Consider the following 15,874-nt stretch of genomic DNA (forward strand, 5'->3'; position numbering starts at 1 on the left):
TGCATCACTTATGTTGTAGGATATTAATAAACATCTATTTGAATATTCTTTTTTTAATAATATTTTATTTTATCGTGAGCAGCTAATCATGCCTTCAAGGGAATTATGCGCCTTACTGACCATATCCAATAATTTGGAGAGTGATACTGATGAAGCCCATTCGCTTTTTTATCTATGTTTCTGCGTTGATGAGTGTGTTGCTGCTTGCCGGGTGCTTAGCTGTCAAGATTCCCGCAGCTCCTGTTTCAGTGGACACAGTTTTTGAAACAAGAAATACGACACCAGCCATCCCTGGCTTTTCCCGGACACGGACCGTATCGTTATCAGCAGTGGGTGACATTTTGATCCACGGCACAGTATATGATTCAGCCAAAACCGAGGACGGATATGATTTTATCCCCATGTTCGAGAAAGTTAAACCGTTTCTGGAAAATCCCGATATCACCATTGCCAACTCGGAAAGCATCATAGGCGGAGCTGAAATTGGTTTATCCAGCTATCCTTCGTTCAACAGTCCTTATGAAGTTGGTGACGCTTTGAAAGACGCCGGTGTTGACGTTGTCGCTATGGCGAATAACCACACGCTCGACCGTGGAATTTCCGCCATTGAAAACGCCGCCAGTTATTGGGATTCAATCGGGATGATCCGGACAGGTTCTTACTTTTCAAAGGAAGAACGTGATGAAACAGCAGTCATGACTGTGAATGATATTACATTCTCTTTTCTGTCGTACACCTATGGTACGAACGGAATAGCTACTCCTGCCGGCAAAGATTATCTGGTGAACAGGATTGATAAGGAATTGATCAAATCAGATCTTCAGCATGCAAAAGAACATTCGGAAGTTGTTGTGCTGAATTTACATTTCGGTGATGAATATCAGCCATTCCCTAACACTTACCAGACGGACATCGCCCAATTCGCTGCTGAAAACGGGGCAGATATCATCCTTGGCCACCACCCGCATGTGCTGCAGCCGCCTGCTTGGATCGAAACATCTGACGATCGGCGGGTTTTCGTCATTTATTCGCTTGGCAATTTCCTGTCAGGGCAAAATGAAATAGCGAGGCAAATTGGCACTATTTTTTCAATTGAAGTGGAAAAGAAAAGCGGACCTGATTCTTCTGAAATCACATTGAAGCACCCTTCCTTCACCAATACTTTTGTTAAAAACAAAGACTATAGCTGGTTTGAAATCGACTTGCTGAAAAATGTCCATCCGGATTTGAACGAAGAAGCCAAAACACATTTGTCAACCTGGATCAATGATTTGGAGTTTATTGAATGAACCGTAATACTTTCCACTACTATTCCAGAAGAAGACAGGAGGATTTTATGAAACACGAATGGCGAAAAGCTGAAAAGGAATTGTATCTGCCGCAAACTTCCCCGGTCCTGGTTCAAATTCCGAAGCAGCGTTTTTTCATCATTCAAGGAAAAGGTGATCCGAATGGAGAGGAGTTCGCGAAACGGGTGGAAACGCTTTATTCATTGGCCTATGCCATTCGCATGATGCCTAAGAACGGTTTCATCCCTCCTGGTTATTTTGACTATACAGTTTATCCGCTTGAAGCAGTTTGGAGTTTAACTGATAGAGGGCAGAGGATGGATACGCTTGATAAAAATGAGTTCCTGTATAAATTGATGATCCGCCAGCCCGATTTTGCCGACAACGGCACAATACTCAAGGCTTTTGAAATCGCCGGCCGCAAAAAGCCCCGTGAGTTATTGGATGAAGTGATGTTCGAAGAAATTGAGCAAGGAATGTCAGTGCAGATCCTGCATGTCGGTCCATATGATGAAGAACCCGTATCTTTTGAAAAGATAAGCCGCTTTCTTGAAGAAAACGGATATCAGCGCAGCAGCAAGAAACATCGTGAAATCTATTTGAATGATTTCCGTAAAACTGCCGCTGCCCGTTTAAAAACTGTTCTGCGCTGCCAGATAGAAAAAATCTCACCATAAAAAGCCGGGTCAAATTTGACCCGGCTTTTCTGATCCAAGCGCCGCCCATATTACTTTGTATTCGATTTGCCGCTGAAAAATCCTATCCCACCGCCAAGAATAACACCGATTGCTATTCCAACAGCCAAATTATCCATTGCCAGCCCAATGACGATGCCGAGTGCGATTCCGACGCCCATACCAAGCGTCGTATTAGATTTTTCCACTATTAAAATCCCCCTTCTGCTATTACTCAATGCATTATTTACGCATCAATTCATGGAAAGTTTCTATTTTCAGGATAATAAAAGAAAAAACCGCTGCAATTAAGCTGAGCGGCTTTCTCCGGCTAAGCCGGGTGTCTTTTTGAAATTATCATCTTTCCGGAAATTCCCCATTACTTCCATCGTTTCATTGATGCTGACAAAGGCGTTGGGATCGATCGATTTGATCAACGGACGTACAAATGCCAATTCATAACGGGAAATCACTGTGTAGAGAACCTTGACTTTATTGCCTGAATAAGCGCCTTCGCCATCCGTTACGGTAATGCCCCGGTATAGGCTTTCAAGCAATTTGTTCTTAACTTCATCACCTTTGCCGGTAACGACCATGAGGCTGAGCTTGATATGGCGTGTATGGATCCGGTCAACCACTAGGCCTGTGATATAAATCGATGCCATCGTATACATCGCGAGTTCCCATGAAAAAATAAACCCCGATATGAAGACGACCATACTATTTAGTGAAAAGACCATAAATCCAAGCGGTATATCGCGTTTCATCGTCAACAGTAATCCGACAACATCAAAGCCGCCTGTCGATCCATAAAAGCGGATGATGAAACCGACGCCGATGCCAACCAGCACCCCGCCGAATACGGACGACAGCAAAGCGTCTTCGGTCACTTTCATAACCGGAATGTACAGCATCGAGATTGAAGTGACAGCAACAGAGTAGATGCTGTTTGCGATAAACAATTTGCCCAGCTTCATCCAACCAAGAATCAGGATCGGGACGTTCAAAATGATCAACCAGATCCCCGCGTTGACAGGCGTCATTAAACTGAAAATCATCGCTACCCCTGTAATTCCGCCTGACAGGATTTCATGGGGCAATAAAAACATATTGAATGCGAATCCGAGTAAAACGGATCCCAGAAAAATAATTAACGCGCTATAAACTTTATCCATACAAATTCCTCGTTCCTTTAATAAGATCATTGCCTTTGAAGGCCAATAAAAAAAGCCGCGCAGCTGTCTGCAGACTTTTTGGCAGTGCATGACATGTAACACTTTCCTGACACAATGTTTCAAATTATAGGCAAAGCTGATGTGCTTTGCAAGCTTTACCGTTCAAACTTTCACAGGTTTTTTTATAAGCGGTTTTTCAGGGCATTAAGACATATGGAGTTTCCATTTAACAGGTTTACCAACTGTTCGTTGCAGGAGAAAATGGTTGAAATACAGAATAGGATTCATAGACCTGATTAAGTATTCAGGAAGTTTTCACATTCCCTTTTTACTGCAGATTACCCAGATCCATCACAATATACTGATACCCCCTTTTTCAGAAAGCGGATGTTTCGAGCCAAAGGAGGCAAACGATATGGACCCATTGCTGGTTCTTGAAAATCTTCAAAATGTAAAACCTGTATTCCAGCCGATTGTCAGTGCTGTCAAACATACCATTATCGGATACGAAGTGCGTGGCAGGTTCAAACACAACGGCGAGTGGCTAAGCCTGGGTCATTTTTTTCAGAATCCGGATGTGCCGGATGAGTTTAAAGTTGAAGTCGATACCCACCTCCTTAAGCTGGCGATGGCCGAAATGCTGGATAACGGCAACGGCTGCAGACTATTTCTCTACCGCGATGCCAAGCAATTGCTGCTTAATGGCGGTGAGGAATTCATCAGTACACTGCAGGAATTTGAAGCAAAAGGATTTTCCCTTAAGCGGATCGTACTGGAAATCACAGAGCACGCATTCGAAGAGGATTTTGAATCCCTCAATCACCTTTTGCTGTATTACAAAACCTACGGAATCCAAATAGCTGTCGATCACGTGGGTGCCAAAAGCTCCAACATTGACCGCATCCGTCAATTAAAACCTGATATCCTGAAAATCGACACGACAGTCATCCGCACCAATCGGCCGGATGTTTTCCAGGATATCGTCTATTCCCTTTCCCTGCTGGCACGCCGCATAGGCGCCAAGCTGTCCTACGAACATATCGAAGACGATTATCAGCTTCAGTTTGCGTGGAAACATGGGGGCCATTATTACCAGGGGTATTACCTGGCAAAACCTGATTTCAATCTGCTGTCCAATAATTCACTTCAGGTAAATGTGGGCGAAAGCATACAAAACTTCATCGACATGGAAAAATCATTATTGGCAAAATGCCTTGAATTTTCAATTGCATGCGAAGATATCTTGAAAAAGGCGGCCCCGGGATGGTCTGGTCCAGAGTATGCAGATGACTTTTTGAAACTATTGGAAGGACCGTTTGACCGTGAAAGTTTCAGGATGTATATCTGCAATTCCAATGGCCAGCAGATTTCTTCCAATTATCAAAAACGGGGAGATTACTGGCAAATTGAAGCTGAACATAAAGGCTCCCATTGGGCTTTCCGTCCTTATTTCCTCGAAAACATCATGCGAATGAAAAAATGGTCCAAAGGAATTTTATCTGATACGTACTCAGATATTGAGACCGGCGATATTGTCCGTACTTTCAGCTATCCTTTGTCTGCGGACAGTTTTCTTTTTATCGATATCAGCAGCGGTTTCCTATACGACAATGATTACCTGCTGCGTCAATAAACGAATGGTTTATTGTTCCCATGCATCAGGGTAAAGAAAGGTTATCAGCCAAGAAGGTGGGATCATTATGCGCATGTCCTGTATGGGAAGTTTGATCATATCCATCATACTGTCCGTTATCCTGACGATTATACTGAACCTGTTGTTCTTCTAGAGCCGCAGTAAAAATATTCTTCCACATGAAGCCGCTTCTTCCGTTAAAGGAAGTGGCTTTTTGTATTTTTCATGTAATATCCGAGCACGAATTCAGCATCTCCTGAAAACTTATTGCATAATAGATTCCAGAAAGGGTGTTTCATTTGGAAAAATATCGCATCAATCAGAAGAAAGGGTTGGAATTCGGTCTGTACACCTTGGGCGACCATATTCCAGATCCACACACTAAAGAGAGAATACCCGCCGGCCAGCGACTGCATGAAATTATTGAGTTGGCAAAGCTTGCTGACGAAGCTGGACTGGACTTTTTCAGTGTCGGTGAAAGCCATCAGGAGTATTTCACAACACAGGCCCATAGCGTTGTGCTCGCCGCCATCGCGCAAGCAACAAACAATATCAAGATTGCAAGCTCTTCCACCATCATATCCACATCCGATCCGGTTCGTGTGTTTGAAGATTTTGCAACGATTGACCTTATCTCCAATGGGCGTGCAGAACTGGTAGCCGGAAGGGCATCACGTATCGGCCTGTTTGAACTGCTCGGCTATGACATCCGTTATTATGAAGAATTATACGAAGAGAAATTCGAGTTACTGCTGAAAATCAGCCAGGAAGAATCGCTCGATTGGAACGGCCGTTTCCGATCACCTCTGCGTGATGCTGAAGTGATTCCTCGTCCTCACGGCGGTACGATGCCAATTTGGCGCGCTGTCGGCGGCTCACCGCCAAGCGCCATTAAAGCCGGACATGCGGGTGTTCCGATGTTCCTGGCAATGCTGGGTGGACCTGCGGTAAGTTTCAAGCAAACCATTGATGCATATCGCGAAGCGGCTGACGAAAACGGCTTCGACTCCGCCGCTCTGCCCGTTGCCACTGCCGGCTTTTTCCATGTGGCTGAAACTAGCCAGCAGGCTCTTCAGGAATATTATCCCCATATCAATGAAGGGATGAAAGTGACAAACGGCCGTGGTTTTCCTGAATATCAATTCATGCACGGTGCTGACAGCCAGAGTGTCATGAATATCGGCAGTCCTCAACAAGTCATTGAGAAGATACTCTATCAGTACGAATTATTCGGCCATCAGCGCTATATCGGCCAAATGGATTTCGGTGGCGTACCTTTCGATCGTCTCATGAAGAATATCGAAATCATCGGCAACGAAATTTTACCGGCCATCAGAAAATATACAGCACAAAAAGAAGATTGAAAAAGGCTGTCCGGAAAACTCCGGACAGCCTTTTCTCAATCAACAGCACTTATTCTTCGCCTTCCGCTTCCAGCTTCTCGATATATTCATTAAGTTTATCCTGTTCTTCATCACTGATTACCGGAAACTGCGGATCCAGTTCGGATAAAAGATTATTCATGACTTCCGCTATTATATACCTTGAATATTGCTCATTGTCGGCAGGAAGCACGTACCAAGGCGCATGCTCTGTCGAAGTGTGGTTCAGCATATCTTCGAAAATTTCCTGATAATCATCCCAATGTTCGCGTTCTTCCACATCACTGAATGAGAACTCCCAGTTTTTCTGAGGATCTTTCATTCGCTCCAACAATCGTTTACGCTGCTCTTCTTTTGATACGTTGAAGAAAAACTTCACTACGGGAAAACCATTCTCGCTTAAATACCGTTCAAAATCATTGATCTGGCGAAAACGGGTTTCCCATATTTTTTCGTCTATAAGTTCATCCGGCAACGGCTCTTCTCCAAGGATATCATGGACTCTCGGGGCGATCACTTCTTCATAATGTGAACGATTCAAAATTCCGATCTCCCCTCGCGCCGGCAGGCCATCATGGATGCGCCAAAGGTAATCATGGCCCAGCTCTGTTTCAGAAGGCTTTCCAAGTGTCAATGTCTTCAAACCCTGTGCATTCAAATTCGAAAATATATATGAAATCGCTTCATCTTTGCCTGCCGCGTCCATTGCCTGCAGGACAACCAGGATGCCTTTTTCTTCTTCGGCATTCAACTTCAAATGCAGATCCTTTAACTTCTGGACCGCCTTTGGAATCAATTCCTTTTCAAGCTCTTCAAGATCATGGTCCTTATTATCAGCAGTGCCAAAACCTTTCAGCTTTATATTTTCGTCAGGTTTGATCCGATATTTGTCGATATTCATCTTAAAGCCCCCATCCTAATTTACTGATAACCGTATGACTCCCCCACTTTTCGATTCGTCAGTGGAGCGTCTCGATTCAATCGATTGTAAAACTGGAAAAGAACCGTTTCACAGCAACCAGCATCTGCGATGGTTCCATTCCAGTGCCTCATTATCTTTTCAAATTGCCTGCTTTGCCTTTTGCCATGCGCAAGCCGGATTTCAGCATATTCCTCAACCCTTTGACGGGTCTGATATGGCTGCCTGTCTGCCAGGAAATCCACTCCAGAGCTGTCAGGCACAGAAGCAGCCATATCAGGCCAGCTATGTAACCAGCCGCGACATCGCTGGGGAAATGAGCGCCAAGATAGATGCGGCTCGTGCCGATCAACACGACCAGCACAGCAAGGCTAATGGAAACTGCCCATTTAATCCACTCTTTTTGTGGCCCTCTGATAATCAGGAATATGACAAAACCGTAAAAGATCAGCGAGCCCATTGAATGGCCACTTGGAAAACTGAAACCGACCGCATCAATTTCCTCATTGATCGACGGGCGTTCCCTGCCGTAGAAATGCTTAAGAAGAGTAGTCAACAGGCCACCCCCGCCAACTGCTATGATGAAGAACAGAGCTCCCCATCTGTCTTTCCCCTTGAACCATAAGGCCAAAACGATGATCAATGACAGCGTCCCCAGAAACCAAACTGATCCCAATTCAGTGATAAAAACCATTATCATATCCATGGCTTGGCTTTGATTCACCAGTATAAGCTTTATGATAAAGCTGTCGAATAAACCGAATTCCTGGCTCATCACCTCATCTGCCAGTTCTGCAAACAAGACGATGAATAGGCCAGCAATCGCTAATCCACTCAATAACAACAACAGCGCTATGCCGACTTTCGTGTTTTCTTTAACCACCAAACCGCTCCTCGCATCCTTTTTATACCTATTCATACCCGGATTAAGGCTTCATTAGTCCCTAATTCAACGAAAATAGAAAAAGCCGCGGATATAAACCGGCGGCTTTTCCTTTCATATTTAATTGGATGGACGGTATGCCGTCAACGGGATGTCTTCATAATCTTCGGGATTGAGGTCATTCACTGAACCATCAGCAACGCCTTCTATGATCGCGGAAAGTCCACGCTCGACAGATTTGGATAATTGACCTTTTTCTTTCTGGCCCATGATCTGTGTCTGTCCTCTGACTTCAAACAGGACCGTCCCGCTGCCATTCAGCGCATAAGAACCAAGTGCAGTTCCTGGAAGATCTAGGCCCTGTGAATAAAGCGAGATATTCGTGAATTTCGATTCACCGTACGACTGCAGCTCGTTATAAGCCAATAGATTTAACTGGCGTGAAAAATCATAATCGTAGGTGTCAGCGTATTCAGCGTATTTCGAACCTTCAGGCGTGTTTGGATCTGGAACGAATTGGGCTGACAATGACAATGTCACCGGATCTGGCGTGCCATCGACGTAATAGAGTCCTTGGTGGTGGAGATCGACGAACACGTCGACTTCGCCAAATTCATCCTGCAGGGATTTATAGACGTCACGGGAAGTTTGCGACTCTGGAGTAATGAACCAGCCTGGCTGATTCGAAGCACCAGGGAAATCCGCAGCTTCCGGCACATAATCCAAATCAGGGTTGAAATCCCGGTTTACATCAAAGCCTGGATTGGCAGCATAATCATAACTTTGACTGACGCCGCGGTCATAATAATTCCAGGACGGTGATGCCCCAGATAATTGTGGATATGCATCGACCACATCCGACCAGGTCATGCTGTTGCGGCGTTTATCCGCCTCGGATGCATCAGGATTCATCATCGGCATGAAGACGATAGTCACTTCTTCAAGAAGCTCTTTGGTTTGTTTGGAATTATTGGAAAGGCTCTTCAGTAAGTTGAGAATTGCGACTGTCCCTGTTTTCTCATTACCGTGGATTTCACTCTGGATCAACAGGACTTTATCGCCTGTACCGACTCTGGCTGTGTAGATGTCAAGGCCATTGAATGATTGCCCCGCCACTTCCACTTGAACTGCGCCTTTGCTTTTCGCTTCCAGCTGCAGCAACGTTTTAGTCAATTCCGCATGATCGATAAATCCTGAAATTCCGTAATCATGATGATGCGTATCCGGCTTCGCTTCATTTTCAACCGCGTAAACCGGCATCGCCAGTGCCGTGCATAATCCCAAAACGCCCAATGTACCCGCCCAATTCTTTTTCAATAAAACCCGCTCCTTTTCCCAACTTATTATTTGTGCATCTTTAGATTTTTACGCTTCCTTTCCTTATGTGACTTAAATTTAAATCAGCATAGCAAAGAGAATTTTAATTGTAAATGTATTTTGAATTTTCAATTCTTTAGTAATGGATATTTTATTTTTTCTAATTTTTTGCAGGACTATAGTACAAGACGCCCCTAATTAATTCGACTCTTTAAACACTTACTTCGTAGTTCGAAGTAATTAAAGAGATGAAATGACTAGTTTTCACAGTCTTATGAAATGCGCTATCAATATCAAGCATATATAATTGAATAAATATTGAGCAGCAGGGAGTGTCGAACAGTGGAAAAGAAGATTCGCCCTTTAACGATAGAAGATCTGCCGAAACTGAAAGCAATGGAAACCGGTATCGATGACGATTACGTGATCCGTGTATTCGACCGAATTTCGACGGGGAACAATAAACTTTTCGGACTTTTTGCAAACGATCAATTAGTCAGTGTGGGCGGCTTGTCAATATTCGCCAAACAATATGCGATGCTCGGACGCATGCGCAGTGATCTCCGCTTCCGCGGCAATGATTTATCAACCAGTTTAATGTCTCAGGTGCTGGATGAAGCTTTCAAGCTCCCTGACATAAAATGGGTCGGCGCCAATACACAGGAAGAAAATATCCCTGCCCAGCGTGTGCTGAAAAAAATCGGTCTCGCTGAGAAGCATATCAGCTACGGGGCGTCGGCTTCAAATATTTCTTCACTGAAAAGCGGCGGCACTCCCTGGGAGAGACTGGAGGATGTGTCAATGAAACGACAATGGCTTCGCAAATTATTCGTTGAATCCTCTGCTGTTTTTCCTTATGAATGCTATTATCCATTCCCGGCTTCCGAGGAAATGTTTGAAGATAGACAAATTGCCGATTGGAATTTTTTTGTGAATCCCAAAGGAGATCGGGTTTTGATTACTAAGAAAGATTTCAAAAAATATTATTACTTGCACGCAGTCTATCCGTTTGACGATTTGATGGATCAGCCGGGTCTTTGGGAAACAATCTCGCTTGCCCAGGAACAGCTGGCTTCGAAGCTCCGGAAGGACGCACATGTATGGATGGATTTAACAAAGCAGCAAGCTTCCACACTGCCTGATGGCCATCCTTTTAATCTGCCATCGCCCTGGATGCTTTTCGGCAAAGGCAGATAGCGATAATTATGTAACGGATTACATTACTGTATTTTCTGAAATTTTAAAAGGGGGTTATTTTATTGAAATTGGGCGTATTCACCGTCTTGTTCTCCGATAAAAACTTTGACGACTTGTTAAGCCACGTGTCCTCAAAAGGCATAGAGGCGATTGAACTCGGAACGGGAGGCTATCCTGGGGATTCTCACTGCAAAATCGATGAATTGTTAGGTAACCATGAAACACAGCAAAAGTTCAAACAGAAAATCAGTGAGCATGGATTGATGATCAGCGCTCTAAGCTGCCATGCCAATCCGCTCCACCCACAGAAAAAAATTTCTGATGCAGCAGATGAGGTGCTTGTTAAAACTATACAGCTCGCATCTGAACTTGGCGTGCCCGTCGTCAATACATTTTCCGGGTGTCCGGGAGACCATGAAAACGCCCTCTATCCCAACTGGCCGGTGGCTGCATGGCCAAATGATTTCCAGGAAATCCTGAAATGGCAATGGGAACAAAAAATAATTCCTTACTGGAAAGAGAAAAATGACCTTGCAGAGTCATTGAATGTGAAAATAGGCTTGGAACTTCACGGAGGTTTTTCTGTACATACTCCTGCCACTTTACTGAAACTGCGGCAGGCATGTGGTCCTGCAATCGGCGCCAATCTGGATCCCAGCCATATGTGGTGGCAAGGTATTGACCCCGTTGAAGCCATAAAAATTCTTGGGCGTGAAGATGCCATCCACCACTTCCATGCAAAAGATACCATCATCGACCAGGAAAACATGAACCGGAATGGCCTGACTGATATGACAGACTATTCAGCGATGCGTGACCGTGCTTGGTATTTCCGTACAGTCGGGTTTGGGCATGACCAAAAAACGTGGGCTGATATCATCAGTACATTGCGGCTTTACGGCTACGATTATGTTGTAAGCATCGAACATGAAGACGGATTGATGTCTGTTGAAGAAGGATTTACTAAAGCCGTTGAGACTTTAAAACCTGTAATGGTGAAGGAATCGGTTGGAGATATGTGGTGGACTTGAATGATTCTATTGAAAAAACCGTTTGCCATTTTATTTATGGCAAACGGTTTTTTGTGAAGAATGAATTTTATTTTACATCTCAAGTTAAGCAATGAAGAATGATCTTCACCTCATTACACTGCCGCCGGAAATCTTCACTGACTCGCCCACAATATTCGCCGCCGCATCAGTCAGCAGAAATGCTATCGTATTCGCCACTTCCTCGGGTGTGGAAATGCGACCTGACGGAATGCTGTTTGCCGCTTCTTCCATTCCCTCTTCAAAAGTGACGCCCTTCCGCTCGGCTTTTCGGCGTATGCTGTTCCGCGCCATTTCCGTATCGACATATCCCGGACACACTGCATTCACGCGGATTCCGTGTTCAATCGCTTCAAGCGCCATTGACTGTGTCCAGCCGACCACCGCAAATTTACTTGCCGCATAAGCCGTATTGCCATGGGTCCCCCTCAAACCTGAGAGACTCGCAAGATTGACAATGTCCCCTTCTTTCCGTTCCATCATTTTTTTATAAATCTCCTGTGTTAACAGGAATGTGGATTTGTAATTGACATTCATCAGTTTCTCAATAAATTCTTCATCCAGCTCTTCAACTGTCCTGCCGCCGGCGACGCCGGCAGAATTGACAAGTCCATTTATAAAGCCATGTGCCTTTTCCGCATCGGCGACAAGTTTTGACCTGTCTACTTTTTTTGTGAGATCTGCAGGCAGAACTGTAACATTTTCTTCAGCTGTTATTCTTTCCAGCTCACCGGCAAGCCCTTTCAATTTCCCTTCATTTCTTCCGGTAATCGTCACTTTTGCTCCCATACCGGCAACCACTTTGGCCGTTTCATACCCAATTCCACCTATAGCGCCTGTAATCAAAATATGTTTATGCGATAAAGCATCTTTCGCGAATAATGACATGCCCACTTCTCCTCCCAAACGTTTTATGCCTATTTTCCCTTCTGAAAACAAGGCAAACCTGGAGTTCAGGAAGTTTGGTTGCGCAGTTTAAATTTGGGACAACTGAATCGATTTATTGATAAAAAACGGTTGTCTAAACATAAGAAAGCCGGCTCTTAAATAGAACCGGCCATAAATCATATGCTTAACTTCGTACTCTTTTTTTCTTCCTGTCCGCCTCTATGCGATAAACAAGATATCCTACTCCTAAAACACCTATGACACCGAAAATAAGTGAAGCAGCATCATAACGGCCGCTGAAAAAACTTACAGCAAGGCTTCCAAATACCAGTATCAACAATAACCAATGGCTGTATTTACTCAAAAATTGCAACATCACAGATCACTGCCTCTCCTATAATCATCTTACCGCCCACAGCCGTTTGGCATGGAACTTCTCCAAATACTCATCTATGATACGGCGATGGCTCTTTACGATGCGCTCAGGCAATTCATCAGGATAAAAAAATTCAAAACTGAGGGATTCCAGTTCATCCACGGTCAATACCCCGTGATGTGTTTCAGCAAAATAAGCTGTAGTGACCACGAAATATTCATCCCCGTTTTCAGCTCTTACAAAATGATTCGGTCCTGAATAGACATTAATGAGTTTCAAATCATTTACCACCAGTCCCGTTTCTTCAAACACTTCTCTCTTTGCGACATCCTCTGTCGATTCGCCGAGTTCCATCAACCCTCCGGCCAATCCCCATGCGCCTTTCGGAAATCGTCTTTCCTCCAGCAACAGCCGGCCAAGTTCATCTGTGATCACTGCCACCGCGCCGACTAATATGAGCGGTCTATGGCCGACGACTTCCCTCAACTCTTCGATGTACCCCATCTTCCTATCCCCAATACTATATACTTGCAAGCATTTGCGTACCTCCATAGTATATCCAATAAATTCCGAAAACACTCTAGCTTTTTTCCATATAAAGGAACATACTGCGTAAATATTTTTCTCTTTCTTCAAACCTCAATAAATAATGTAATTAAGAGGTATACATTTCAATATTGGGTATAAAAAAGCATCAGAGAAATTTCTTTGAAGGAGAGGAACCCAATGGTCTGGCTCAGTCTTTTTATCATTATCTGCTTTGTTCTCATCCATATATTTACGAACTATATAAAATTTCTTAGTCAAAAACCAAAAAAACGATTAATGTCCCTGGTCTCCGGAGGGTCCATAGCCTATGTCTTCCTCCATCTCGTACCTGAGTTGACACATTATCAGGAAGTAGCTGAGGAAGCTTCCCTTCCAAAGTGGATGGAGAATATCGATTACGTCACCTACATTGCCACTTTAGCGGGGCTTTCCCTTTTTTACGCAATCAACCAATTAAGTGAAAAATCCCAGGAGCATAACAAACGGCAAAAAAACATGACACGGCCAAGCAAAGATATTTTCATCCTTGAAATCTCGGCATTCGCCATGTACAACATGCTGATCGGCTATCTTCTAGTGGAACTCAGCGGAGACCATGCTCTGGATTATATAATTTATTTCATCGTGTTCTCATTTCACTTTATCGCAAATAACCGTATCCTCCATCTCACTCACGAAGATCTATATACAAAAACTGGCCGCTATATTTTAGCGGCATCCGTCTTCATCGGATGGCTCATTTACCAATTGACCCCGACCAGCGACCTGGCCATTGCATTTTTCTCAGCTTTTCTGACAGGCGGAGTAGTACTGAACATTTTGAATGATGAATTGCCTGATGAGAAAAACAATAGCTTCCCCTCATTTATTTTAGGACTTATTTTCATCACAATTTTGCTCCAATTGATTCTTTGATCCGGATAATCGTTCCGCCGGAACTAAACCTCTGGTTCTTCGTTCTATTAAACAAAGAACGGAGGTTTTAAATTGGTTTATACAATCTATCGTGCTTTTCACCTCTTATGGACCGGGTTCCTCGCATTTCTGACAGCTATTCCGATTCTGGAAAGTGGCGGTCTGGAACGCGCGGTGTTGGGTGAAACTTTTTTCCTGATGATTTGGCTGTTAGGGGCCACATTATTGTTCAGCAAGCGATTTAATGTTTATGGCATGATTTTTACCCTGGCACCTCTCGTATTCACTGCACCTGTTTTCATATTTATCCTTTCCATTTAGCTTCCATTTTTATATACTCATTTAATGGGAGTGAAGAAGATGGAATTATGGGATCTGGTAGATGGTGACAGGAACAAGCTTGGCAAGGTTCATCGACGCGGCATTGATCTGAATCCGGGCGAATATCATGTTGTTGTGGAAATAATTACAGTCAACGTGGATGGGCGGATATTACTGACGCAGCGCGATGCGGTAAAAACTTATCCATTACTTTGGGAAATCACAGGTGGATCCATTACTGCCGGCGAAACGAGTATCGAAGGCGCTGCCCGTGAACTCGAAGAAGAAACTGGCCTCGTGGCAGCTCCTGAACAATTGACTAAAATCGGTGAGTTGAAATATGGACATTATTTTCGTGACAGTTACATCTGGAAGACCGCTGACAATATCAACCCCGCTGCCATGAAGCTGCAGGCTGGTGAAGTCTGCGGCGCACAGCTTGTCACTTTTGATGAATTAGAGTTGTTGCATGAAAATGGGCAGACCGTGCCGAGTGTCCTCGAACGATGTCAGCTCTATTTTGAAGAATTGCAAAAGTTAATGATTCGATGAGAAGTCGCTTCCATTATGGGAGCGACTTTTTTAAAATTGAACCTTCCCTGTCGAACATTACACTTCCATATGCTCATTTGGAATCCAACTAAGACTGTTCAATATCATTCTCTATCTTTTCGCTATATGATGTGGGTATAAGGAGAAATTGCTGAAAATTTTTTACAAACCAATTAAAGCGGTTACATCAATTCACTTAGAAGGATGATTCCCCATGAAAAAATTACTGGCAACGCCTGTATTTATAATTATTATAATGTTGCTCGCTGCCTGCTCAGATGGACAAACTTCTTCCAGCGCAGAGCAGTTGAATGAAGGCAAGCCTGCCCCCGATTTCAAGTTGGTCGATCTGAAGGGTGAAACCCACGAGCTATCGGAATATGCGGGTCAGAAAGTATACATCAAATTCTGGGCTTCATGGTGTTCAATCTGTCTTTCGGGCATGAATGAACTGAACGAACTTGCCGGTGAAGAACCGGATTTCGAAGTATTGACAATTGTTTCACCTGACTCGAATGCCGAAAAAAGCAGCGATTCTTTTGCCAAATGGTATGAAGGGCTGGACAACACGTCAAATATCCAGGTACTGCTCGATGAAGAAGGTCCTGTTTTCGATGATTACGGTGTGATCGGCTATCCCACTTCTGTCTACATCGGTTCTGACGGCGTCATGGTCAAAAGCCAGACCGGACATGTAAGCAATGAACAGATTTATGAAACGTTTGAAAGCATTCAATAACCATGAAAGGCGGTCG

The 15,874-nt window shown here is 44.0% G+C and carries 17 protein-coding genes; 10 read left to right on the plus strand and 7 right to left on the minus strand.

What is annotated here, in order from left to right:
• Positions 1 to 149 precede the first annotated feature (149 nt).
• Both CXF70_RS16725 and CXF70_RS16730 read left to right on the plus strand, forming a co-directional pair.
• Positions 150 to 1,289, plus strand: a complete 1,140-nt coding sequence (locus CXF70_RS16725) for a CapA family protein (RefSeq protein ID WP_101803603.1) — start codon at positions 150 to 152, stop codon at positions 1,287 to 1,289.
• Positions 1,290 to 1,336: 47 nt separating this feature from the next.
• Positions 1,337 to 1,966, plus strand: coding sequence for a GyrI-like domain-containing protein (locus CXF70_RS16730; protein WP_101803604.1), 630 nt, complete (start codon positions 1,337 to 1,339; stop codon positions 1,964 to 1,966).
• 50 nt (positions 1,967 to 2,016) lie between these two features.
• Here CXF70_RS16730 and CXF70_RS18275 read toward each other — a convergent pair whose 3' ends face one another.
• The gene (locus CXF70_RS18275) at positions 2,017 to 2,172 is read right to left on the minus strand and encodes a glycine zipper domain-containing protein (RefSeq protein WP_158241213.1); all 156 of its coding nucleotides are present in this window, start codon (positions 2,170 to 2,172) and stop codon (positions 2,017 to 2,019) included.
• A 99-nt stretch (positions 2,173 to 2,271) separates the two neighbouring features.
• Positions 2,272 to 3,138 carry a YitT family protein gene (locus tag CXF70_RS16735; protein WP_084242671.1) on the minus strand — a complete coding sequence of 289 codons (867 nt, stop codon included), beginning with the start codon at positions 3,136 to 3,138 and terminating at the stop codon, positions 2,272 to 2,274.
• Between the two features lie 415 nt (positions 3,139 to 3,553).
• On the opposite strand from CXF70_RS16735, the gene CXF70_RS16740 reads away from it, so the two are divergent.
• On the plus strand, positions 3,554 to 4,771 hold the full coding sequence (locus CXF70_RS16740) for an EAL domain-containing protein (RefSeq protein WP_101803605.1): 1,218 nt from the start codon (positions 3,554 to 3,556) through the stop codon (positions 4,769 to 4,771).
• Between the two features lie 299 nt (positions 4,772 to 5,070).
• Positions 5,071 to 6,135, plus strand: a complete 1,065-nt coding sequence (locus CXF70_RS16745; RefSeq protein ID WP_084242673.1) for an LLM class flavin-dependent oxidoreductase — start codon at positions 5,071 to 5,073, stop codon at positions 6,133 to 6,135.
• A 49-nt stretch (positions 6,136 to 6,184) separates the two neighbouring features.
• On the opposite strand, the gene CXF70_RS16750 is transcribed toward CXF70_RS16745, so the two are convergent.
• From CXF70_RS16750 to CXF70_RS16760, 3 genes are all read right to left on the minus strand, one after another.
• The gene (locus CXF70_RS16750; protein ID WP_101803606.1) at positions 6,185 to 7,054 is read right to left on the minus strand and encodes a PPK2 family polyphosphate kinase; all 870 of its coding nucleotides are present in this window, start codon (positions 7,052 to 7,054) and stop codon (positions 6,185 to 6,187) included.
• 151 nt (positions 7,055 to 7,205) lie between these two features.
• On the minus strand, positions 7,206 to 7,955 hold the full coding sequence (locus CXF70_RS16755; RefSeq protein WP_233208671.1) for a phosphatase PAP2 family protein: 750 nt from the start codon (positions 7,953 to 7,955) through the stop codon (positions 7,206 to 7,208).
• A 120-nt stretch (positions 7,956 to 8,075) separates the two neighbouring features.
• Positions 8,076 to 9,272, minus strand: coding sequence for a M14 family zinc carboxypeptidase (locus CXF70_RS16760; RefSeq protein ID WP_369916957.1), 1,197 nt, complete (start codon positions 9,270 to 9,272; stop codon positions 8,076 to 8,078).
• A 342-nt stretch (positions 9,273 to 9,614) separates the two neighbouring features.
• Here CXF70_RS16760 and CXF70_RS16765 point away from each other — a divergent pair, with 342 nt between their 5' ends.
• Both CXF70_RS16765 and CXF70_RS16770 read left to right on the plus strand, forming a co-directional pair.
• Positions 9,615 to 10,469, plus strand: a complete 855-nt coding sequence (locus tag CXF70_RS16765) for a GNAT family N-acetyltransferase (RefSeq protein ID WP_101803607.1) — start codon at positions 9,615 to 9,617, stop codon at positions 10,467 to 10,469.
• A 62-nt stretch (positions 10,470 to 10,531) separates the two neighbouring features.
• Entirely contained in the window at positions 10,532 to 11,500 is a 969-nt protein-coding gene (locus tag CXF70_RS16770; protein ID WP_084242682.1) for a sugar phosphate isomerase/epimerase family protein, read from the plus strand.
• Positions 11,501 to 11,605: 105 nt separating this feature from the next.
• Here CXF70_RS16770 and CXF70_RS16775 read toward each other — a convergent pair whose 3' ends face one another.
• Entirely contained in the window at positions 11,606 to 12,406 is an 801-nt protein-coding gene (locus tag CXF70_RS16775) for an SDR family NAD(P)-dependent oxidoreductase (RefSeq protein ID WP_101803608.1), read from the minus strand.
• Between the two features lie 400 nt (positions 12,407 to 12,806).
• Positions 12,807 to 13,286 (minus strand): NUDIX hydrolase, encoded by a 480-nt coding sequence (locus CXF70_RS16785; protein ID WP_101803610.1) that lies wholly within the window; start codon positions 13,284 to 13,286, stop codon positions 12,807 to 12,809.
• 426 nt (positions 13,287 to 13,712) lie between these two features.
• Here CXF70_RS16785 and CXF70_RS16790 point away from each other — a divergent pair, with 426 nt between their 5' ends.
• From CXF70_RS16790 to CXF70_RS16805, 4 genes are all read left to right on the plus strand, one after another.
• Entirely contained in the window at positions 13,713 to 14,246 is a 534-nt protein-coding gene (locus CXF70_RS16790) for a hypothetical protein (RefSeq protein ID WP_233208672.1), read from the plus strand.
• Between the two features lie 72 nt (positions 14,247 to 14,318).
• The gene (locus tag CXF70_RS16795; RefSeq protein WP_084242687.1) at positions 14,319 to 14,567 is read left to right on the plus strand and encodes a hypothetical protein; all 249 of its coding nucleotides are present in this window, start codon (positions 14,319 to 14,321) and stop codon (positions 14,565 to 14,567) included.
• Positions 14,568 to 14,606: 39 nt separating this feature from the next.
• Positions 14,607 to 15,119 (plus strand): NUDIX hydrolase, encoded by a 513-nt coding sequence (locus CXF70_RS16800; RefSeq protein WP_158241214.1) that lies wholly within the window; start codon positions 14,607 to 14,609, stop codon positions 15,117 to 15,119.
• Positions 15,120 to 15,333: 214 nt separating this feature from the next.
• Positions 15,334 to 15,858 (plus strand): TlpA family protein disulfide reductase, encoded by a 525-nt coding sequence (locus tag CXF70_RS16805; protein ID WP_101803613.1) that lies wholly within the window; start codon positions 15,334 to 15,336, stop codon positions 15,856 to 15,858.
• Positions 15,859 to 15,874: the final 16 nt, after the last annotated feature.

The sequence above is a fragment of the Planomicrobium sp. MB-3u-38 genome (assembly GCF_002836425.1).
Lineage (GTDB): Bacteria > Bacillota > Bacilli > Bacillales_A > Planococcaceae > Planococcus > Planococcus okeanokoites.